Here is a 22,533-nt window from a genome sequence, read left to right as displayed (position 1 = left end):
GTAGCATCCAGCTGCTTTGGTTCTTACTCCCTTAAATATGTTAATAAAACGTTATGTGATGCAATTGTCATATAAACGTTTTTGTGAGCGTTCTCGCCGATAAAATATTGCACTTATTGACAAAAAATGCCCGTGTAGAGCGCTTGTTGATATAAAACAAGGAAAGCTCTTGTGATGCCTTTGTGATATTTACTTGACCGGTTGTTTTGCTTAAATTAGCTTTAGTAAGTGAATTGTTGACTTTTTAGTCAGTTTTAAGAAAGGGAGTTTGGCATGATTAGTGGGTTTAAAAGTCGCAGTATCTCATTGCAGTTGCAGTTAGTTATTGGCCTGATCATTTTGTTAGGTTTGGGTTTAATGGCGGCTCTGGTATACAACAAAGCCTCTAAAGCGCTGTTTGAACAAGCGATGGCTGATCATGAATCAAAAGTAAAAGCGGTTGCTTCTATGGTTGAAGGGCAATTTGCGTCTTATTTAGAGCGAGCTCAGGATTTAGAAGCTACCTTTCGAAATGGCTATTTGAGTGGCGTAGAAGTGGCTGAACGCACTGTTCAATTTGAGCAGTTTAGCGTTAAAGATGTTCATATTCGTGGTGCCTCACTGATTGATAACAGTCGCTATGTGGACCGTTTTACCGCCGATACCGGCGCGGTTGCTACTTTGTTTAGTGCCTCTGGCGACGATTTTGTGCGGGTGAGCACCTCATTAAAGAACAGCCAAGCTCAACGCGCAGTTGGCACTAAGTTGGGTTTAAATCACCCTGGCTATATCACTTTGGTAAGTGGCCAAGCCTTTCATGCAAAAGTTACCTTATTCGGAAAAGACTATCTCACTTACTATAAGCCGATAAAAAACCAGCAGGGCAAAGTAGCTGCCTTAAGTTTTATTGGGGTACCTATCGACCAAGCCACAGAAGAAATCTTCGACAATCTTTCACAAATTAAATGGGGCGATACTGGTTACACCATTGTGGTAGACAACGATGCTAGCCATTTACTCGGTAACTACTTATTACACCCAGAAATTAAACCAGGCGAATCAATTATTGATCGCCGTGACTACGACGGTAATCAGCCATTTAAAGAAATCTTTAAGCAGCCTTCTGGTCGTTTGTTTTACCCTTATGAATACAATGGTGTAGTGGGTGAGAAATACTTGGTATTTGCCGAAGTACCAGGTTGGAATTGGAAAATACTAGGTGGCACCTTTGTTAGTGAAATCACTAAAGCTAGCCGCGATTTACTGGTGTTAATTGCTTTAGTATCGGTTTCGGTAGCGGTAGTGGTGTTACTGGGTTTAGCCTTGTTACTAAAACAAATGACTAAACCCTTAGAGGTATTAAGCGAAAACATGCAGCGCATGGGTAACGGTGAAATTAGCGTTAGTTTTCAAGATGGCCGAGCAGAATCAAGCAACGAAGTTGAGCAGTTAAGTGCTGGCGCGAAAGAGATGGCTAGTAAACTAAACGACTTGGTTGGAAGTATTCGAAATACCAGTAGTGCTCTGCAAGAGCGCTCCAGCGGTGTTTATCAAGATGCGGAGCATAGCCTAGGCCAGTTGGATAATCAGCAAGCGCAGGTTGATCAAGTAGCTGCGGCTATTGAGGAAATGTCATCCTCTGCGGCGTCGGTAGCGGAACAGGTTGAAGACATTGCTAGCAGTGTGCGCGCTGCTGACGGTAATACCCAGCAAGGGGCAAAACTGGTCGCTCGAATGGTGGGAGAGATTGATTTACTTAATGACCAATTAAAATCCTCAGCCGAGGCCATTGAGTTAGTGGGTAAAGAAAGTAACAACATTCAAGATGTCACTAAAATGATCAACGATATTGCCGACCAAACCAACTTATTAGCACTTAATGCCGCTATTGAAGCGGCGCGAGCCGGAGAGCAAGGGCGCGGATTTGCAGTGGTAGCAGATGAAGTAAGAACGCTGGCCCAACGTACTCAAGAATCGGTTAAAGAAGTGGAAACCATTATCGCCAAGTTGCAATCAAGCACTAGCAATGCGGTGAGCATGATGAGCGAGAGCCAGAAACGCGGTGAGTTTTTTACCGAGCATGCAGCGCAAACTGGTGAAGCCTTAAATGGCATTACCGAGCAAGTTACTAGTATTGCTAGCCAGTCGGAAACCATTGCTGCTACTACCGAGCAACAAGCGCAGGTATCGCAAGAAATTGCTGCTAATGCCTCGCAAATTAGCAACCTTACCAGTGATAGCCGAAACACTGCGGCGCAAACAGCCAGTAGCGCCACCCAACTGCAAACACTGTCGCAAGAGCTGCAGCAACAGGTGGCCCAATTTAGCTAGCCTAACATCACTACTTGGTAAATCGTCGGCGAAAGTCCCTTGGGCTTAAGCCGATGATTTTTATAAATACTTTTCTAAACGCTCCGGCGTCTTCATAACCTACTTGTTGGGCAATGGCTTCAGTGCTTTGCGGGCTTGTTTCAAGTAGTTCACAGGCTTTCTGAACCCGCAATTTTTGCAAATACTGAATAGGCTTTAGGCCAGTAGCTTTAACAAAACGCCTTAATAAAGTTCGCTCTGTGAGAAAGCATTGTTCACACAGTAGTGCCACGTTGATGTTTTGCTGGTAACGGCTTTGTATAAAGTGCTGCACTTTAATGATGTCGTTGTCGCCATGTTCAAAGTTTGGGTTAAAGCTTTGGTAGTAACGTTGTTCGCGCGGCCCTGTGTCTACAACCAGGCTTTTCCCCAATTGGCGCATGATGCTTGGCCGAGTGTATTGCGCGACTAGCTCTAAACCCAAATCAACCCACGACATTAAACCGCCAGCAGTAATAATATCGCCATCGTTAATGAGAATTTGTTCACTGCGCACTAGGCAATCAGGGAAGCGCTTAGCAAAGTCTTCGGCTAAGGCCCAATGAGTAGTTACCTGGCGTTGGTTTAATAAATTTGTCTTAGCTAATATAAATGCGCCAGCACAGGCCGAGCTTACTATACAACCTTGTTTATGCTGCAGCTTTAACCATTGCAAAAGCTCTGCAGTTGGCGAGAGATAATAATCATGATTAATGCTGGGTGGCACGATTACCACTTGTAAGCAGGATGCTTGTGCTTTTACATCGCAATGTTCAACAATGTTACATTCAAAATGATGGTTATATTGCTGCTGTTGAGAGGTACTGTTGGCTAACAAAAACATTTCTTGTAAGCCAAATATGGCGGCCTGAGAGGCGCCAGGGTAGCGAACAATAGTAATAGCGGTAGTTGGTGTCATAAAAGTGATTACAAGGTATTTTTGTTGTTAAGCTTCGACCTAAAAAGTTTTGCTAAGTTGCACCCTTGTATAACATTTTGTTCTACTGCGAAAATTTCTGACTTTAGCCCTTATCCCACTTACATTTTGTTGATCAATTTTTGGTGGTATTACTTGTAATTTATAGCGAGTATCAGTAAAAGATGAACATCATTTTGCTAATCCCAAGCCATGTTTTTTAAGCACACTACTTTTAAAGCTAAAATTACTTTACTGCTTCTAGCAGTGCTATTGGCTACCTGTTTAGCAAAAAACCTTGGCTTGAGTGTCACATGCCCCAGTGCGCATTTAGCGGATGAACAAAGCTTTTCCAGCCAGGTATTAAACGAGCAAAGCTGTCACTTTACTGAACATTTACTTAAGCAATACGTTCAAACTTTAGAGCAAGTATTTGTAGTGGTGCTATTCGCTGCTTTAGCGCTGGTAATGCTGCCACACTTAAGCGCTTTTCAAACCTTTCTTAAACCTACTATTCCGCCTCCTCGGCGAATGCATCGCTCGGTGTGTCATTTTCGAGAATAAAAACTAACGGCAACCTTTTGCGTTAATGTTTATTAATTGGAGATGATATTGAAAATTTTATTACCTTGGCTGTTGTTATTGAGCTTAACGCCGAGCTTGGCGTTAAGCCAAAGCACGGGTTGGTTAACTCATCAACAACACCCACCTGCGCAAGTTCGGCTTATGCTTACTGGTGAGTTTAATCAGCAAACCAAGCTCTTGCCTGCAGTGTTGCAAGTGAAGTTAGAAGACGATTGGAAAACCTACTGGCGCTCGCCAGGAGAAGGCGGCATTGCGCCCAGTATTCGTTGGGATGAGGCAAGCAGCGTTCAATCACTTGAATGGTTGTGGCCGCGCCCCGAGCGCTTTTCATTGCTGGGTTTGCAAACCTTTGGCTACCAACAAGCGGTCGATTTTCCACTGTTGTTAAGAGTTGATTCCAGCGCTCAGGCAAGCCGTATAAGTGGGGTATTAACCCTATCTACTTGCACCAACGTTTGTGTTCTCACCGAATATCCTTTTACCGTTGATGTGAACTTACAAGCGCTGCGCCCAGACAGTGAAGCGATGTATTTATACAACAAAGCAAAAATGGCGGTACCGCTACTCGCTGAAGCTGGCTCTAGTGACTTTGTATGGGATGAAACCAAGCAGCAATTGCAGGTAACACTGCGTGGTGAACATCAATGGCAGTTGCCGCAACTAGTGGTAGATGGTGACCCTGAAACCACATTTAAACTGCTTAATTTGAGCCTACAGCCTAAGCAAGTAAGCGCGGTTTTTAGTGCTGAAAACTGGTTAGCACCCCCCATGCTTACCGACAAAGTATTGCACTTAACTATATTTGATAAGCAGCAGGCTGTTGAGTACCAAGGTAAGGTTGTTACTGGGCAGCTAAGTGCAGAAGAAATCGCTTGGCCTAAGCTATTAGTGTTTGCACTATTGGGTGGTTTAATCCTCAATATTATGCCTTGTGTATTGCCGGTATTAGGCATGAAGCTTAGCTCGGTGATTGCTGCAGCTAGTGTCGACCAAGGGCGAATTCGCCGCCAATTTTTAGCTTCAGCTGCTGGCATTGTTGTGTCATTTTGGATCTTGGCTGGCTTTGTTATGTTGCTTAAAGTTAGTGGCCAGGCTGTAGGGTGGGGGATTCAATTTCAACAACCTTGGTTTATCGGCTTTATGGCGCTGGTAACTGCGTTGTTTGCGCTAAATATGTTGGGGGCGTTTGAAATAAGCCTGCCGGCTTCTTGGCAAACGCGGTTAGCAACCAGCGGTGGAAATAGCTATGGCGGGCACTTTTTACAGGGGATGTTCGCCACTCTATTAGCGACGCCCTGTAGTGCGCCTTTTTTGGGAACCGCGGTGGCGTTTGCTCTGGGAGCAGAACCCTTATCCCTAATCATCATCTTTAGCGCATTAGCGCTTGGCATGGCGTTGCCTTGGCTGTTAGTAGCGGCATTTCCAAGCTTAGCAAAAGCTTTACCCAAACCCGGTAAATGGATGAAGCAAGTAAAGCTGGTTTTTGCTTTGATGTTGCTTGCAACTTGCTTATGGCTGTTAAGTTTACTGGCCAATTTTTTATCTGGTGTTGGGTTGTTACTTGTAACTGCCGTGGTAGTGCTGACCTTTGTTTGGGTACTGCTTAAACAATACGGCGCTAAAGCATTGCTGATAAGTTTTAGTGCCTTGATGTTGCTTGGCGGCGGCGTTGCATTAGTGGGCGCAATGACGAGTGAGCGCTGGGCAAAAGTATTGCCTAATGATTTAGTTTGGCAGCCTCTCCAACAAAGCAACATTGCCGAGCAAGTGGCGCAAGGCAAAGTTGTGTTGGTTGATGTGACTGCTGATTGGTGCATTACCTGTAAGGCAAATAAAGTGGGGGTGCTGCTTCAAGACCCAACATACAGCCGGCTAAAGCTAGATACCGTGCATTTAGTAAAAGGTGATTGGACTAAGCCCTCTAGTGAGGTAAGTGCCTTCTTACAACGTTACCAACGTTTTGGCGTGCCGTTTAATATCGTCTATGGCCCTGCCGCGCCAAATGGTATCGCTCTCCCCGTCATTTTAAGCCATCAGGTGATTGAGCAAGCACTTGCTCAAGCTGCCGGTGATGCATCTCTTTTTCAGGATTGAATTTATGAACTCTATAATTTTTATCGTCGCAAAACCTGCGCTATCTAGCTTGCTGTTAAGTGTTAATAAGCCTGCCTTTTTTGCGGAGGAACGCTCATGTTAAGTAAGTTATGGTCTGTTTTTAAGCAACTCATCAGCATGGTGCTTTTTGTCACTGTGGTAGGCATTGGTGTGGATTTCTGGCGCTCACAAGATTTACCAGAAGGTGAGTTGCCCAACTTAAGCGCAGTTACTCTAGGCGGTGAGGCAATAGACTTAAAGGAGCTAAGCAAAGATGAACCAGTATTGGTTTATTTTTGGGGATCTTGGTGTGGCGTATGTAATTTTGTGAGCCCAGCGGTAAACACCATGGCTAAGCACTTCAATGTAGTGACAGTTGCATTACGTTCTGGCGAGCAAGCCAAGGTACAGGCTTATTTAACACATCATGAATACCAGTTCCCAGTGATTAACGATCCGCAAGCTAACTTGGGCGGGCAATGGGGTATTTCGGTAACGCCAACCTTGATGGTAGTTAAAAATGGAGAGCTAAAACACTATACCGCGGGTTTTACCACCTTACCGGGTATGTGGTGGCGGATGCTAATGGCATAAGCCCCGATATTGAAACTAGGCTGCTCTGCTTAGCGTGTTAGTTGTGCTCAAGTAAGGCAGCATCATCAATAATTTGTTGATAAGCACCAGATTGCTTTAGTTTCTGAAGTCCACGATTAAAAGCAGCCAACAATTGTTTACTACGTTGTTGGTTGTTTCTTGAAAAAATCACATGCGTATAAGTCTGTTGCACCGATTGAGGGTGGTGGGTGAATAGAGCTGCTTTTTTTGCAGGAAAGTGCTGCTTGATTAATTGATAGCCAACATGAATATCGGAAGGAAATATGTCAATTCTACCGACGAGAAGTTTCTTAAGGTTTAGTAAATCAGAAGAAACATACTCTACTTTTAATTCACTTTTTTCAGCTGCTAGATCAAAGGCATAGCCGTAAGTATATTGCTCTGTTGCACCTATTGTTAGCTGTTTTAAACTGTCTATATTGTGCCAATTAAAGGGCTGCTGGCTTAAGTGAAAAAACACTTTGTTGTGCCAAAAGACCGGCTCACTAAATAGCACTGCTTTTTCTTTACTGGTGGTTTTTGCCCATGTTAAAGAGCCATCTACCTTGCCCTGTTCAACATACATATAGGCTCTAGCCCAAGGTAAGAATTGATATTGCACTTCGTAATCTTCTAGGGCAAAAGCTTGACGAACTATTTCTGAATAAAAGCCTTGATGCGCTAAAGACTTAGACGTAAACGGGGGCCACTCTCCACTAGAAAGGGTAACGAGCTCGGCAGCTTTTGTAGGCAGGACTAGCAATGCAAACACAATGATGGTTTTGCAAACATAAACAAAGTAATAAAAATAGCTGCGCACATTTACTCCATGTCTGTTTGCTTTTTAATCATCCGTATTGTTCTAATTAAAGCAGTTATTGCGGTCTTTTTACAGCTTACTGATAGTTTTATGCCTTCTGGTGCCTTAAGCGCGCACATAGTGGCTTTGTACTAGCTCGTTTAGCAAGACCTTGGTTTGCTTGTGCTTAAAGCTTTGGCTTTGCAGTAGCTCCCCGAATAACGGCGCTCCGCCGCCTAACAAAATGGGGAAACGAGTAAGAATAAGTTCATCAATCAGCTCTTTTGCCAAAAACTGTTGAATGGTAATGCCACCATCAATGTATAGATTATGGTAGCCCTGTTGGTTGAGCGATGTTACCAGCTGCTTAAGCTCGCCGTTTACAATGCGTACATCGCCAGTAAAGCCTTCTGGCAATTTTTTTAGGCTGTTACTCAGCAGCATTACCGGTTTGTTGTAGGGCCAATCAATGCCAAAGCTTACAACCTTTTCAAAGGTATTTCGCCCCATAACTAAAGCGTCGATACCCGCCATAAACTCGCCGAAGCCTAAGTCTCCGCCATCGGGGTTCGCAACACTTTCTAGCCAAGCTATATCCCCTTCTTTGTCGGCGATATAGCCATCAAGGCTTAGGGCGATATATACGATATTCGACATGGTGTGTTCTCCAGTTTGCTTGCTGAAATGCACTTGCTAAAAGCTAACTGCTGAGTTTACAGCAACTAGGCTTGTTTCAAGTATAGGCACCCTATCACGGGGTAATTACCGAACTTTTAGTTGTGGTTAAGGAAAATCGATTTCACTGGCGCTCTCTAACCATGTGGGATGCTTTTGCATAATTGAGCGAAACAATACTGAGTCAATAAACTGTTTTAACCACGCTTGCAAATGTGGATAGGGGGCTTGCTCAAACCACCTTAGATCGACCGAAGCAAATTGACGAATAAAAGGCAGCAATGCCATATCTGCTAGGCTCTGCTGTTCGCCCATTAGATAAGGGGTGCGGCTAAGCTGTTGTTCAAGCTCTTGCAAAAATGCCTCACCTTGTTGGCGGTAGTCTTCTGGGCTTTGCTCCGGAAAACGCACCGCGTATTTATACTTATCTAATAAAGGCTTAAATTGCTCATCATTGCGCTGCACCCAATCTAGCATCTTCTGGAAATTAGGGGAAAGCCAAGCCTTGGGATCGTTTTGTTTAAGTGCCCAAAGCATTATCTCAAAGCTTTCTTCGATGACTTGGCCATTGGCTAATTGCAAAACAGGAACAGTGCCTTTGGGGGATATTTCCAGCATTTCTGGCGGCTTATGTTTGAGGACTATTTCTCGTAGTTTTACTGGTGTTTGGCTAACTGCAATAGCTAACCGCGCTCGCATGGCGTAGGGGCAGCGGCGAAAAGAATACAAAATAGTGGACATAACTAACTCTCAAACATGGCGTAGGCCGACCTTACCCAGTTACCTTTTATCACGCAAGTGATTGGTTTAAAGGCTTGCTAAAAGTAACACTTAGCACTATCACTAATTCATTATTAATGCATTTCATATTATGCGGCTAGCGGTCGCCAAAATAAGTTAAGGATGACTAATGGAACATCGAACGCGCAGTGTGGGCATTGTAGGTGTAGGCAATGTTGGTGTAGCAGGGGCTTACGCTCTGTACTTACGTGAAGCTTGTGAAGAGCTGGTTTTGGTAGATATGAATAAGGCTAGAGCAGAAGGGGAAGCCTTAGACTTAATGCATGGGCAGGGTTTAACTGGCAGAATGCAAGTTAGTGCGGGTGAGTTCTCGGACTTGGCCCGTTGCCAAGTTATTGTTGTTACCGCTGGAGTGGGACAAAAATCGGGCGAGAGCCGCTTAGAGCTATTAGAAAACAATGCCAAAGTATTTAAATCTATTGCTGATCAACTCGACCGCTATGCACCTAGCGCCATTGTGGTGGTGGCCAGTAATCCGGTAGACGTATTAACGTTTATGTTGCAGGAGCTGAGCCAGCGCCCTAAACATCGGATTATTGGTACCGGCACTATGTTAGATACTTCGCGTTTAAAAACATTGTTGGGCGAAATGTATCAAGTCGATCCGCAATCGGTGCATGGTTACATTTTGGGTGAGCATGGCGATTCGGAGTTGGCGGCATGGTCGACGGTGAGCATTGGAGGCTTAGCTATTCAAGGACAAACGGTATTTGGCGTAAGCTATTCTGCTAGCCGATTAGAAGAGCTAGCCGAGAGTGTTAAGCAAGCGGCTTACAAAATTATTGAAGGGAAGGGCTACACCAACTTAGCAATAGGAGTAGTGATTGCACGTTTGGTCGAAGCGATATTGGATGACAGCAAAACAGTGTTGCCTGTATCGGTGCGTTTAAGTGGCGAATATCAACTTAGCAATGTAGCCCTTAGTTTACCGGCGTGCATTGGCTTAAAAGGGGTTGAGAAATTGATTGAGCTACCACTTGAAAGCGAGGAGTTAGCTGCTCTGCAAAAATCAGGTGAAACGATGCGAGAAAGCTTGAGCAAGATTGGATTTTAATTGTATTAGTAGGTTAAGACTAAGAATAGTTAGTCAATTTGCGAAATTCGTGCTTGATAAGTGTTTGATATAAAGTTAATTTTTTCTAGCTTCAACGTGGAGTAGAGATGTTTTTAATACCTCTCTAAATAATTCATTTGTTGTTAACGACAAATGATTCAATGGATTGAACTAGGAAATCATATGAAAACTATTTTCGCTTTTATTGCTCTTTTAACTATTTCATTTTCTTCGAGTGCGGCCTACACCGCTAATGTAACGTCAACAGTGCAATGGGTAAAAATCTACAATAATCAAACCATCTATTTTAAGCTGAATGACCATCCAAGCACGCCTTGTGACCAAGATTATTTTATTCTGGATTCGCTGATGGACGATGCTATGACTGAGCGATTCTTTACTATGCTATTGTCGGCTAAAACCACTAATGCGCCTGTATTGGTTGGTTACGGTACTGCACCAGAAGATTGCCGTAGCGGTCGTTCTTTGGCTTATGCGTTAACTCATTACTAAGTTAAAATGAGTTTTTAGGTATTAGAAAAGGAGGCCGGCGCCTCCTTTTTAGATCTTGCAACAAGCTAGCTGTAGCTGCTAGTTACATACTGCGCCGCTTACTACCGGGATTGGCGCTGGTTGGTTCGCCGCTCCTTTGCTACCTTGCAGGCCAAAACTTACCGATTGGCCAGGTTGAATTTGACCATTCCAAGCCAGTGAGCTTGCACTGTAAGGGTTAGTACCACTAACAGTGGCATTCCAAGCGCTGGTCATACTTGAACCATCGTTATAACTCCAGCTTACATCCCAAGTGTTAATGACTGCGTTAGTATTGTTGCTAATGGTAATACTAGCTACAAAGCCAGAGTTCCACTCGTTATCAACAGTGTAACTGCAGTTAGCGACTACTGGAGCTTCGGTTACGGTAATGACTTTACTGCTAGTATCTACTCCGCCTTTACCATCATCAACACTTAGCTCGGCAGTATAAGTACCTGCAGTTGTATAGCTATGGCTAGTGGTTTCGCCGGTGGCCGTTGCGGTATCACCAAAGGCCCAAGCATAACTAAGCGTATCGCCGTCTGCATCGCTTGAGCAACCTGCGTCAAAGGCAACTGGGTCACCAACATATGCACTGCTTGGTGAAGCAGAAAAACAGGCTTCTGGAGGAAGATTGCTATTGGGATCTTCTACCGTAATGGTTACCGTTGCTGGCTCTGAAGTAAGTTGTTCATCGTCGGTAACGGTATAGGAGAAGCTATCTACGCCGATGTATCCAGCATTTGGCGTATAGGTCACTTGTGGACCGTTTCCAGTAACAGAGCCATTAGCTGCCTGAGTATAGGCATAACTAACAATGCTGCCGTTACTGTCGCTACCCTCAAGGGTAATGCTAAGTGGAGTATCCAAATTGCCGCTAACTTCTAGGTCTTTGGCTGTTGGTGGGCAGTTGGCATCACAGATGATGGGGAACAAATCTTCGTATAGCGCGTTGGCGGTAGCAACATCTACTTGAGCCCAGTAACGGTGGTAAGTATAGCTTGGATCGCGGTCTTCGCTGATGGCTGTTTGCAGTTCTACATAGCCAGGATCTGACTCGTTGTAGAAAGGACGCATGCTAGTAAAGGTAGTATCTGCATTTAGCTCTGCTCCTACACCGTTTACACCACTCCAACCGGGAGGAAAGTATACCGAATCGTTAATTCTTTCTCGGTAATCGCCACGACTTTCGGGAGCTGCTACACCTTTATCGGTGCGATGGTTAGCCCAGAAACGATCTAAGATCATTTGCGCGGCGTCTTTCGCTCCTTGGTGTACTTGGCCTTGGTGTTTCTCTTCAGCAGCGGCGTAGTACATTAAGGCTTTAGCCAAACTGTGTGCTACACCAACATCTTGGTTTTGCGAAGTAACGGTAACGTGTAAGTTGTTGTTAGCTACCGGGTTAGCGGGGTCCCATTTCTCTGGTAAGCCACTAAACTCTAGGCCTGCAGCGAGTTTTACATCGTCATTACTAAAATCTAGCACAGCTAAACCAGTGGCCGGATTGCTGTCTAAAATCCAGCCTATCCATTTATCCATTATCGCTTTAGAGCGCGCTTCGCCAGTTATGTAGTAATACTCGGCTACGCGCTCGGTGCCCCAAGCTTGCCAACCAAACCATGTGCCCGAACCGGGATCTTCATAAACGGGGTTTTCATCGTAAACCATGCCATAGAAAGTGGCATTTTGGCGCTCTACTGGGTAGGTGGAGTAAGTGCCGTTCCAACTATTGGTGGCTCCTCCAGAGAATGCACCTTCCGCAGATTGGGTCCATTGGAAAAATTCTAAAGAACGCTCCAAACCAACGGTCCAGTCTTCTACTGAGTTAGGCGCCTGTGGTTTTAGCTCAGGGATTTGCGATAGCGCATACGCTGCCATTGGGTTTTGATATGCGTAGTGAATATGGCTTGAGCCTATGCGCCAGCCCCAGTTTTGAGTGGTATCAATTGGGCCGCCCCAAGAGTAATACCAAGACATTAAATAGTGCGCAGACTCGTAGCCTACACCTGCGCTACCTTGTTCATCTTGCGAGCCAATTTTTTTGAAGTATTTGTCAAACATGGCCAAACGCAAGTAGTCACCCATTTTGGAGGTTTTAGCCATTAAACCCGGAGCAACCACTTCTGGGTCTACGCCTTGATCCTTCATCCACTGTAAGGCCCAATACATCACTTGTACTACACGCGCGTCTGCGTCCGGCGCATTGGTGTAGCGCCATTGTGCGGCTGGGGCTTGCGGCTCAGAGACAAATAGGTCTAAAAAGCCATATTCTCCACCCCATTTAAATTCTTCCCATGATGGGTGAGGCACAGTTTCCCACACCGATTCTTGTTCCCCTCGTTGGAAGGTATTGATGTAAGAAGGAGTAGAAACACCATCGCCAAGGTTGCCGTATTTGTAGGTATTATCCATGTCTAGCAACCAGTGCATGCCGTACACATCCCAGGTGCCATAAGTTGCAGCTAGCCCTGCGCTAATTGGGTCTTCACCCACTGCTGCACCAGAGTCTAGCGCTAGAGGATAGCTAGAGGGGAGAGGTCCTTCTGGAACATAAGTTGCCTTACCCGAGGCATAGTTCGCTGCGGTGGGCTGCATTTCTGAAGTAGGAATAATCTGCTCTTCAATTATTCTCCAAGCTTCAATTAAGGGTTGCCAATCACCGGTGATTTTACCGTGCACTGCTTCTAACCAAAGAATATAGGAATAAGCTTCCGAGGTTGATTCGTGGCCGTGATCGGGGGCCTCAATAATAAAGGTTTCTACCGAGTGGTAAGGACCTCCATCAGCACTTAGATAACCATTAGCAGGGTTATAAATTTCATTACGTAGCTCAGTAAAGCGGTCTTGATATACACCAGCATTAGCCATGCTACTCAAACCAGCACTGGCAAGGGCGGCAATAACAGATAAACGTAATGAGTGGTGTTTGATTTTTCCTGAGAAGCCGGTGGTTTGTTGTGGCTTTATCCAGGATGTTTTAGATAAAAACATGTGAATCTCCGTTTCGTATGAAAACTCATCATTATGATGAGCGAGTATCATCAATAGCCGACGATTCGTTACCGCATAGCTTGGTGCTGTAAGCTAATTTTCCGTTCGCTAGCTATTTACCTTTTGCTTTGCATGTATGTTCATTCAATTTATTTGTAAGAATTGCTAGCGTTTGCTCTTTGGCAATGTCTTTGCGGCAATCTTGCCCTTACAGTATTGACTAATCACATAATTCCCTCATGCGAATAAAGGTATAAGTCAGCTTTTTGATTTTTATTATGTGATTTGATAATAATGATCGAATGTGTGAGAGCAGCACAAACTTAGTGAGTGTTAAGAAATATTAGGCCGATGTTTCAGAAGGTGAGCGGCTCAAAATGAGATCTGGATTTATCGCCTGTTGCTTAGCGAGGTGGGTTGATTGCGAAATGGGTTCTAGTTTGGAGGAAATGCTCATGCTGTTAGTTTTAAACATGAAAAAAGGAGGCCTAGGCCTCCTTTACTTACGGATTATGAAACGAACATTGGATCTTAGTTACACACAGCGCCAGTTACGGTTGCCACAGGAGCAGGGCCGTTAAATACCGCTTTATTACCTTGCAGACCAAAACTTACTGATTGGCCTGGCTGGATGCGTGAGTTCCAGCTTAATGAGCTAGCAGAGTATGGATTGCTACCACTAAAGTTAGCGTTCCAACCGTTGCTCATTACCGAACCGTCGGCGTAGTTCCAGTTAACATCCCAACCATCAATCACTTCGTTACCGTTGTTAGTAATGGTTATGGTTGCAACAAAGCCAGCGTTCCAGTGGTTTTGCACTTCGTACTTACAGCTAGCGCTAGAAACCGGCGCTTCGCTAATAGTGATAGTAGTGCTAGAGGTATCTACACCACCTTTACCATCGTCTACTGTTAGTACTGCATTGTAGCTACCCGCTTGTGAGTAGCTATGTTGAGTTGAAGCTCCGCTGCCATTGCTGTTGTCGCCAAAGGCCCAGCTATAGCTTAAGTTATCTCCGTCTGCATCGTTTGAGCAGTTAGCGTTAAAGCTAATCGCGTCGCCAACATTAGCGCTGGTTGGGGTAGCGGTAAAACAAGCTTCCGGAGGCAGGTTGCCAGCAGGCTCTTCAATGGTGATAGTTACGTTTGAAGTATCTACGCCACCTTTGCCATCATTTACTGTTAACACTGCGTCGTAGCTGCCAGCGGCTGCATAACTGTGCTTAATGCTTGCACCGCTGCCGTTGCTGTTGTCGCCAAAGGCCCAGCTGTAGCTTAAGGTGTCGCCATCAGTGTCTGTTGCACAGCTTGCGTCAAAGCTAATGATATCGCCTACCATTGCACTAGTTGGTGTAGCAGTAAAACACGCTTCTGGTGGCAAGTTACTGTTTAGATCTTCAACAGTGATAGTTACCGTAGCTGGGGCAGAGCTTAGTTGCTCGTTGTCGGTAACTGTGTAAGTAAAGCTATCAACACCTACAAAGCCATTTTGCGGAGTATAAGTAACTTGTTTACCTGTGCCACTTACTGTGCCGTTGCTCGCTTGGCTGTAGTTGTAAGACTCTACCGTGCCATTGCTGTCACTGCCTTCTAGGGTAATGCTAGTTGCAGTGTTTACCGAAGTTTTAACTGCAATGTCTTTAGCGCTTGGGGCGCATCCGTCTGCACAATCAGCCTCAGGGAACAATTCAGCATACAAGGCGTTTGCAGTTGCAACATCTACTTGGGCCCAGTAACGGTGGTAAGTGTATGTTGGATCGCGACCTTCAGCTAAAGCATTTTGCAGCTCTTGATATCCTGGATCTGATTCGTTGTAGAAAGGACGCATGCTAGAGAATGTGGTGTCGGCATTTAAGTCTGCGCCAACCGCATTTTTACCGCTCCATCCTGCTGGGAAGAATACTGGCTCGTTGATGCGTTCTGCATAGTCGCTGCGTGTTTCAGGGGCCGAGACACCTTTATCTGTGCGATGGTTAGCCCAAAAACGATCCAAAATCATTTGTGCAGCATCTTTAGCACCTTGATGAACTTCACCTTGGTGTTTCTGTTCTGCTGCAGCGTAGTACATAAGGGTTTTAGCTAAGTTGTGCGCAACACCCACATCTTGCCCGTGGTCTATTACTTCAACATGAAGGTTTGTATTGGCTTTAGGGTTAGCAGGATCCCATTTCTCTGGAACACCCGTAAAGGCTAAAGTTGCAGCGAGTTTTACGTCGTTGTCACTAAAATCGAGAACTGGTAGGCCTTTTTCTGGTGTAGCGTTTAGCACCCAGCTAATCCACTTATCTAGGATCGCTTTAGCGCGTGCTTCGCCAGTAATGAAGTAGTATTCAGCTACCCGCTCAACCCCCCAAGTTTGCCAACCGAACCAAGTGCCAGAACCTGGATCTTCATAAACTGGGTTTTCGTCGTAGGCTAAACCATAGAAGGTATTGTTAGCGCGGTCTGCTGGGTAGGTATCGTATTTTCCGTTCCAACTGTTGGTGGCACCACCAGAGAATGCGCCCTCAGCTGACTGTGTCCATTGGAAAAATTCTAAAGAACGCTCTAGGCCAATATCCCAATCGCGAACTGAGTTTGGTGCTTTAGGTTGTAGCTCGGCAATTTGCGAGAGTGCATAAGCCGCCATTGGGTTTTGGTAGGCAAAGTGAACGTGGCTAGAACCAATACGCCAAGCCCAGTTTGCTGAAGGGTCAATGGGACCGCCCCAAGAATAGTACCAAGACATTAGGTAGTGAGCAGAGTCGTAACCTTGGCCAGCGCTTCCTTGCGCATCTTGCGAACCAATCTTCTTGAAGTATTTGTCAAACATGGCCAAACGCAGGTAATCACCCATTTTGGCTGCTTTAGCCATTAGACCAGGTGCTACAACTTCTGGATCTTGTCCTCGTTCTTTCATCCACTGCAATGCCCAGTACATAACTTGAACTGCACGAGCATCGGCATCTGGCGCATTGGTGTAACGCCATTGCTTAGCAGGCGCTTGAGACTCTTTAACAAACAAGTCTAAAAAGCCGTACTCGCCGCCCCAACTAAAATCTTCCCAAGATGGGTGTGGCACCGTTTCCCATACCGACTCTTGTTCGCCACGCTGGAAGGTGTTGATGTATGAAGGCGTAGACGTTCCGTCTCCCAAATTACCGTACTGGTAGACATTGTCCATGTCTAACAACCAGTGCATACCGTAAACGTCCCAGGTACCGTAAGTTGAAGCTAGGTCGGCACTGATTGGATCTTCACCTACAGCTGCGCCGTTAGTTAGTGGTAGGGGATAGCTAGAAGGTAACGGGCCTTCTGGTACATAAGTCGCTTTAGCGTTAGCGTATTTATCGGCCGTAGGCTGCATTTCCGAAGTAGGAATAATGTGGTCTTCAATAAGAGCCCAGGCGTCGATAAGCGGTTGCCAATCACCGGTTAGTTTACCGTGAACAGCTTCTAACCAAAGAATGTAAGAATACGCTTCAGAGGTTGATTCATGCCCGTGATCTGGCGCTTCAATAATAAAAGTTTCGATAGAGTGGTAAGGGCCACCGTCGGCACTTAAATAACCATTTTCTGGTGCGTAAATTTCACCGCGAATTTCAGCAAAACGATCTTCATATACCGACGCATTAGCGATACCAGAAAAGCTAACCCCAACAAGGGCACTAACAATTGCGGCGGTAAGTTTAGAGCGTCGTATTAACCCAGTAGCTTGATTTGAACCGCGTAAATGGTTCGAACCTAAACGTTTAGCAAATTGCATTGTAAACTCCATTTCAAAAAATAAACCCTAACGACAGGGTATTGCTGTCACCTTTAAAACACATTGGCCACTGTTGCCGTGTGTGGCTTTCTAGCCGCATCACCTAGCTACAGATTTTTATACAGCCTAAAAAAACGGAATCTATCGCCAAGCTCTTGGCTAGTTTGAGCGTGTAGTTTTTTTACAAGGGGAGTTAACACCTAGCCAACAGATCGAACGATAAATCCGGGCTAAAGAATCAAACTTATTAATAGAAATATCTATAGCTGTTTTGATGAACAAATCTGGCAGCGTGATGTAAAACATTGAATGGATAAAAAACAATCTACATTTAGAGTTTGTTTCATGTGTTATTGCATAAATATGTGATTGTGATCGCGAGAGGTGTTTGAGGTGATATTGATTTTTTAACAGGTTTATACCAATTTCAGTTTTGTTATAGATATTAACGTATGACTTATATTGGCTGTTTTTATAGTTTTATTTCATTATTATTAATGATTTATATGCATTCTTGTGCCTGTCTCAATGAGGGCTTTTTACCAAGAACTGCATTTCTTTGTGTTGTTGTTTAAATAAATGATGATGAATATTAAATGGTAAATATTCATTTTTGTCAATTATTATGTCCCCAATTTGAGACAGTGTTTTTTAAAGTGAGCGGTGGGCTTAAAAATAAAGGCTACAAGCGAATAAATTGCTTAGTTCATAATTATGAAAGGCTTTTGTTGTCATAAATTTGAGACAGTTTTTTAGTTAAAGCTGAAATACAGCTGAGGCAGTATTGACGTTAAGGCATCAAAGAGCATCGCGCACAGTGAAGTTTAGATTTTAGTCTAAACAATCAAAGCCATGAATGTTCGCTACTGGATTGTTCGGCTCTTTGAATTATCGTTTAAGGCTCATTTTGCGAAGGGGGTTCTTTAACCTTCATCGATTTTAAGAGCGATATTTTTGCCAAGCCCTTAGTTAGCAGAAGTGTTTTGCTTGTGTTGCTTGTGTTGTCACTACTCTGGCGCTTATTACTTACTTCGGTAAGGCCTGGTTGTTTGGTAAACTTTTGTTCGCAAGGATTAAAAACGCGTATAAGTTCAAGGAATAGCTGTGATCTCTAAGTTACCTCGCTGGGTTGAGTATGGAACGTTTTTGTTAGCGTTGAACGCGGGTTTTATTAACGCAGTGGGCTTATTGGGATTTAAGCACCAGTCGGTTTCTCATTTGTCTGGAACGGCCACTTTGCTGGGCACGGGAGCAATGAGTGCTGGCTTTAACGATTTACTATATTTGTTTGGCGTGTTGTTTAGCTTTGTTATGGGCGCTGCAATTTCTGGCTACTTTTTACGTGGTGAGGCGTTAAAGTTGGGGCGTAATTACAGCGCTCTACTTTGCTTAGAGGCAACGTTTCTTTGTGGTGCTAGCTATCTACTAATTGGTGACTTTTCTTATGGGATCTACTTAGCATCCGCCGCGTGTGGCTTACAAAATGCCTTGGCAACTACCTACAGTGGTGCGGTTGTCCGCACCACTCACGTTACCGGTATATTTACTGATTTGGGGATTATGTTGGGGGCTGTTCTTCGTGGTGGCCCATTTGATAAACGGCGCGCACTGTTGTTCTCACTCATTGTGCTAGGTTTTATACTCGGCGGCACTTTAGGGGCACTTGGCTTTGCTAACTTGGCGTTTTACTCTTTATTGATACCAGCTGGAGTATGTTTGTTTTTGGCGCTGTTCTACTCGGTCTATAAGGCTAAACATAAAGCGGTGTGATTACCGCTTTATGTTTATGTAAAAGCCGTTTGTTTATCCCAGCTTAAACCTAGATAGTTCGCTTAGCTGTTGCTGAGACTGCTGCTGCAGAGCATCGCTAATTTGCTGGGTTTGGTTAGCATCTCGGTTGGCCAGCTCGCTCAGTTCGACAATTTTCTCAACGTTGTTTGCTACTTGTACCGCTACGGTGTGTTTATCTTGGGCGTTATTGGCAATGTTCTCGCTACGCTGTTGAATAGCGCTTAGCAGTTGAGCAACTTGCTCTAGCTGTTGAGAGCTTTGCTCGGCTTCGTTGATACAGCTTCCCACCATGGTTTCGCCTTGTACCATCATGTCCATAGCGTGTTGAGCGCGGCTCTGTAGTTGCTCTATCATTGTTAGAATTTCTTGCGTGGCTTCGCGGCTGCGAGTAGCTAATCCTCTAACCTCATCGGCAACGACCGCAAAACCTCTGCCTTGTTCGCCTGCGCGGGCAGCTTCGATAGCGGCGTTTAAGGCTAATAAGTTGGTTTGTTCGGCTATGCCTTGGATAACATCAACGATACGGTTAATGTCATCACTTTGTTGTTTAAGCTCGCTCACTTGTTGGCTGGCATCTACAACGGTGGTTTGAAGTTGATTAGTTGTGGCTAAGGTCGATTGTGCGGCTTGGTGGCTTTGCCCAGTAAGTTGGTTTACTTGGCCAATGTCGTCACGGCTTTGTTGGGCTTGCTCAGATACTTCGTTAACACCTACTTCCATTTGGCTTACCGCAACAGCAACTAGCTGGCTTTGATCTTGTTGCTCTTGAATCACTTTATGTGAATGCTCACTGGTTGCTAAGCCGCTCTTGGCACTGGCAGCAAGTTGCTTTGCGTTATTGCTCATTTGACTAATTACCTGGTTCATTTGGGCACTAAGCTCATGTAAGTGAGTGGCTATTTGACCAAATTCATCGTGGGCATTTACACCTTCAACTGTTCTAAAGTCGCCATCTACCATGCGTTTAATTTGAGCCAGGGTATTTGCTAGCGGTAAGCGAATTTGCCTGCTTACGTTCCAAGCTACAAAGAGGGTTATAGCAATTGACAAAAGCAGCACGAGTCCAGTTTGCAATAGCGCTGAACTCGAGCTTTGTTGAGCTTGCAGGTGAGCGGCTGCAATGATTTGGCTTAGTTGCTCAGAGATATTGTCGAGCAAGTTTAGGGCTTGGTCTGTTTGTTGGTTTAGTGTCACTAGTTGTTCGTTTTGACGACTCAGAACTAATTGCTGATTTTTTAGATTGGTAAATAGACCGTTGTTAGCAAAGGCTTGTTTGAGTAACTCGAAATAGCTGGTTAACTCCTCACCACTGGCTGGGTCTAGCTTGAGCAATTGTTCCTGCTTTTGCTGAAGAGATTTGTAATAACTAGATACCACACTAAATTGGGAGTCAAACTGCTGGGCATTTTGAGCATAAAACAGTTTCTCGAGAGAGCCAGAAAACGCCGCTATGTCGGCTTGCATGCCGGTTACAACCCATTCGGCATTCTCTTCTACCATTTCAATCATAAACTCCATATCACCCGCAAAGTTTTTCCACTTTTGATTAAAGCTTTGGCGCTGATTGGTTAACAACTGCTGTGCTTGTTGCGCTTGGTTGGCCAAGGTTAACTGCGTTTGGCTGGTGGTTTTAATGCTATTAAGGTCTTGGTCTAATTGGCTTAAACCGCTCACTATTTGCGGGTAAGGTTGGGCTAACTGAGAGAGGGACTCGATACGTTGGCTGTAGCTGCTAAATAGGCTGGTAACTTCCTGTTCTAGTTGCTCTGCTTGTTGGCGGTTTTGGCTATTGCTGTGTAAGCCAACTTTGCGCGCCGAGTTAAGCAATAATCCCGATAGTTGATTCACTTGCTCTGCCATTGGCGCTAAGCGGCTGACGGTTTGATCCAGTTGGCTTTCTAGTTGTCGCATATTAAGTTGGCCAATTAGCGCAACAATCAACAACAACGCAAGTAGCACAGCAAAACCAAGTAGTGTGCGGGTTACAACTTTGAGTTTCATGATACAGATCCCTGTTAGTATTCCTGCTGCTCCCAAGCCAAATCAGAACTACAAAGCTAGCCACAGTTATAAGAATGGTTCACTAATTTACTGATTTTTAGGAATAATTATTACGATTCGTTCGTATGACTAATTAGTACCATAAGTAATATTGGTTGACCAGATAATGAATTGTAAAATATACAAAGGCAGGTTGATAATTTTTAACTAATGCTTTTAACCTAGTTCAATACTCTGCTTGTTGAGTTCATGAAAGGTTGGGAAATACTACCGTCAAACCTAGTATCTCTGAACTTGGTTTTTAGTTTAGCTAGTTTTTATATTTGTTATCGTAGTGTTGAGGTAAGCAGCAGATACAGCGCATATTTTTGATAAAAAGTGTTTTTTTGGAGCTGTACTGATGTTTTTCTCGATTGAACATGCGATCTTAAGCAACTATTACTCTTGTAAGAAAAGCATTATCAAATCAAAGGTATAGATTGCTCAGAAAGGTGCCTTAGGCATTTTGATTGGAGTGCTGCGTAGTTTTAGTTTATTGCTAATAAATATAAGTGTGAAATGAAGCTCTGCTTTAAGGATGAAAATGAGAAATTTACTTGTTGCTATTGTCGTAAGCTGTTTACCGACATTAGCTTTTGCCAGTGTGTGTTCTAAAGAAGGTTTTGCCGAAGCTTCCAGCAGCAACCAGCGTATACACCAAGACATTCAAACTTTGAGTAAACAATATGTGGCAATATGTTCTTGGGACTATGACATGCCTCGCGACAAGGTATGTAAATTGTTTACTGATAAGCGAAGCCAACTCGCTTTAATTAACCAAGTGCCTCTTAATACAGTATTAGATAATGCCGAGAAAGCCGCGGAGCAGTGGTATTCGGTGCATGAGGCCTGCGTTAGCGAAGGCAATAAAAGTAATGCAGATCTAGCCTTTAAAGGCTATGAAGAAAGCTTTGAGGTTTACACCAACTTAATTAATGAAATAGATATTCGTTATAAGCAAACCTGCCAGCAGCAGGTTGAAGCAAAGGTCGAGGAGTACTGTGACTAGAGTACAGAAACTTAAAGTTGCGGTGGTGTATTTTACTAAAACCGATGTAACTGGCATTTTAGCTAAAGCCCTACAAGCTGGTCTTGCTGAGTCATATTCAATAGAAGTTGTCAGTATTCAAATTCAAGGTAAGCAAATAGTAGAAGGGCGCTTTTGTGCTCCTGAAGTATTTGAACAACTTGTCGATTGTGATGCCATTATCTTTGGTTCACCCACCTACATGGGCGGAGTAGCAGCACAATTTAAGGCTTTTGCTGACGCAACCAGTGAGCTTTGGTGTAAGCAACAATGGGCAGGAAAAGTGGCCGCTGGCTTTACTTGCGGCAGTGCGTTAAATGGTGATCAAACCAGTACTTTGCAATACCTAGTAACGCTCGCTAATCAACATGGTATGTTGTGGGTAGGTTTAGACTTAGCTAGTGGTTACGATCAACGAGAGTTAAATCGCTTAGGGTGTCAGCTGGGTGTAGTAGCCCAGTCAAGTAATGGAGAGGTTCATCCAAGCGATGTTGCAACTGCGCGTTATTTAGGCCAACGGGTAGGGTCTCTGTTGAAAAATACTTCCGAAAAAGCTTAAA

General features: G+C 44.4%; 16 protein-coding genes. 9 read left to right on the top strand and 7 right to left on the bottom strand.

Translation table 11 applies throughout. The features are described 5' to 3' along the window. Positions 1–273 precede the first annotated feature (273 nt). Positions 274–2,310 (top strand): methyl-accepting chemotaxis protein, encoded by a 2,037-nt coding sequence (locus tag K5620_RS14995; protein ID WP_016402896.1) that lies wholly within the window; start codon positions 274–276, stop codon positions 2,308–2,310. Positions 2,311–2,320: 10 nt separating this feature from the next. Here K5620_RS14995 and K5620_RS14990 read toward each other — a convergent pair whose 3' ends face one another. After that, positions 2,321–3,247, bottom strand: coding sequence for a GlxA family transcriptional regulator (locus K5620_RS14990; RefSeq protein ID WP_016402895.1), 927 nt, complete (start codon positions 3,245–3,247; stop codon positions 2,321–2,323). A gap of 270 nt (positions 3,248–3,517) precedes the next feature. Here K5620_RS14990 and K5620_RS14985 point away from each other — a divergent pair, with 270 nt between their 5' ends. The 3 genes from K5620_RS14985 (at position 3,518) to K5620_RS14975 (ending at position 6,517) form a co-directional block, all read left to right on the top strand. Next, positions 3,518–3,808, top strand: coding sequence for a hypothetical protein (locus tag K5620_RS14985; RefSeq protein WP_215426455.1), 291 nt, complete (start codon positions 3,518–3,520; stop codon positions 3,806–3,808). Between the two features lie 42 nt (positions 3,809–3,850). After that, on the top strand, positions 3,851–5,923 hold the full coding sequence (locus K5620_RS14980; protein WP_221077389.1) for a protein-disulfide reductase DsbD family protein: 2,073 nt from the start codon (positions 3,851–3,853) through the stop codon (positions 5,921–5,923). 96 nt (positions 5,924–6,019) lie between these two features. Continuing rightward, on the top strand, positions 6,020–6,517 hold the full coding sequence (locus tag K5620_RS14975; protein WP_016402891.1) for a protein disulfide oxidoreductase: 498 nt from the start codon (positions 6,020–6,022) through the stop codon (positions 6,515–6,517). 37 nt (positions 6,518–6,554) lie between these two features. On the opposite strand, the gene K5620_RS14970 is transcribed toward K5620_RS14975, so the two are convergent. The 3 genes from K5620_RS14970 to K5620_RS14960 form a co-directional block, all read right to left on the bottom strand. Continuing rightward, complete coding sequence (locus tag K5620_RS14970; RefSeq protein WP_016402890.1) at positions 6,555–7,337, bottom strand: substrate-binding periplasmic protein; 783 nt, start codon at positions 7,335–7,337, stop codon at positions 6,555–6,557. Between the two features lie 105 nt (positions 7,338–7,442). Continuing rightward, positions 7,443–7,973: a dihydrofolate reductase family protein gene (locus K5620_RS14965; protein ID WP_016402888.1), complete on the bottom strand. Its 531-nt coding sequence runs from the start codon at positions 7,971–7,973 to the stop codon at positions 7,443–7,445. 126 nt (positions 7,974–8,099) lie between these two features. Next, positions 8,100–8,732, bottom strand: a complete 633-nt coding sequence (locus K5620_RS14960) for a glutathione S-transferase (RefSeq protein ID WP_016402887.1) — start codon at positions 8,730–8,732, stop codon at positions 8,100–8,102. 169 nt (positions 8,733–8,901) lie between these two features. Between K5620_RS14960 and K5620_RS14955 the strand changes: the two genes are divergently transcribed. Beyond that, positions 8,902–9,846, top strand: coding sequence for an L-lactate dehydrogenase (locus tag K5620_RS14955; RefSeq protein ID WP_016402886.1), 945 nt, complete (start codon positions 8,902–8,904; stop codon positions 9,844–9,846). Positions 9,847–10,029: 183 nt separating this feature from the next. Then, positions 10,030–10,359, top strand: coding sequence for a hypothetical protein (locus tag K5620_RS14950; protein ID WP_016402885.1), 330 nt, complete (start codon positions 10,030–10,032; stop codon positions 10,357–10,359). Between the two features lie 78 nt (positions 10,360–10,437). Here K5620_RS14950 and K5620_RS14945 read toward each other — a convergent pair whose 3' ends face one another. After that, the gene (locus K5620_RS14945; RefSeq protein ID WP_016402884.1) at positions 10,438–13,371 is read right to left on the bottom strand and encodes a glycoside hydrolase family 48 protein; all 2,934 of its coding nucleotides are present in this window, start codon (positions 13,369–13,371) and stop codon (positions 10,438–10,440) included. Positions 13,372–13,902: 531 nt separating this feature from the next. Then, positions 13,903–17,115 carry a glycoside hydrolase family 48 protein gene (locus K5620_RS14940; protein ID WP_016402882.1) on the bottom strand — a complete coding sequence of 1,071 codons (3,213 nt, stop codon included), beginning with the start codon at positions 17,113–17,115 and terminating at the stop codon, positions 13,903–13,905. A gap of 1,104 nt (positions 17,116–18,219) precedes the next feature. Here K5620_RS14940 and K5620_RS14935 point away from each other — a divergent pair. After that, positions 18,220–18,885, top strand: a complete 666-nt coding sequence (locus K5620_RS14935) for a YoaK family protein (protein ID WP_016402881.1) — start codon at positions 18,220–18,222, stop codon at positions 18,883–18,885. Positions 18,886–18,918: 33 nt separating this feature from the next. Here K5620_RS14935 and K5620_RS14930 read toward each other — a convergent pair whose 3' ends face one another. Next, positions 18,919–20,907: a methyl-accepting chemotaxis protein gene (locus tag K5620_RS14930; RefSeq protein ID WP_016402880.1), complete on the bottom strand. Its 1,989-nt coding sequence runs from the start codon at positions 20,905–20,907 to the stop codon at positions 18,919–18,921. 583 nt (positions 20,908–21,490) lie between these two features. Between K5620_RS14930 and K5620_RS14925 the strand changes: the two genes are divergently transcribed. After that, a complete protein-coding gene (locus K5620_RS14925; RefSeq protein WP_016402879.1) occupies positions 21,491–21,955 on the top strand; it encodes a hypothetical protein in 465 nt (154 codons plus the stop codon). Further along, positions 21,948–22,532 carry a flavodoxin family protein gene (locus K5620_RS14920; RefSeq protein WP_016402878.1) on the top strand — a complete coding sequence of 195 codons (585 nt, stop codon included), beginning with the start codon at positions 21,948–21,950 and terminating at the stop codon, positions 22,530–22,532. The genes K5620_RS14925 and K5620_RS14920 overlap by 8 nt, the downstream gene beginning before the upstream one ends. Position 22,533: the final 1 nt, after the last annotated feature.

This window comes from Agarivorans albus, assembly GCF_019670105.1.
Lineage (GTDB): Bacteria > Pseudomonadota > Gammaproteobacteria > Enterobacterales > Celerinatantimonadaceae > Agarivorans > Agarivorans albus.
This window is presented reverse-complemented; position numbering and strand designations above follow the sequence as displayed.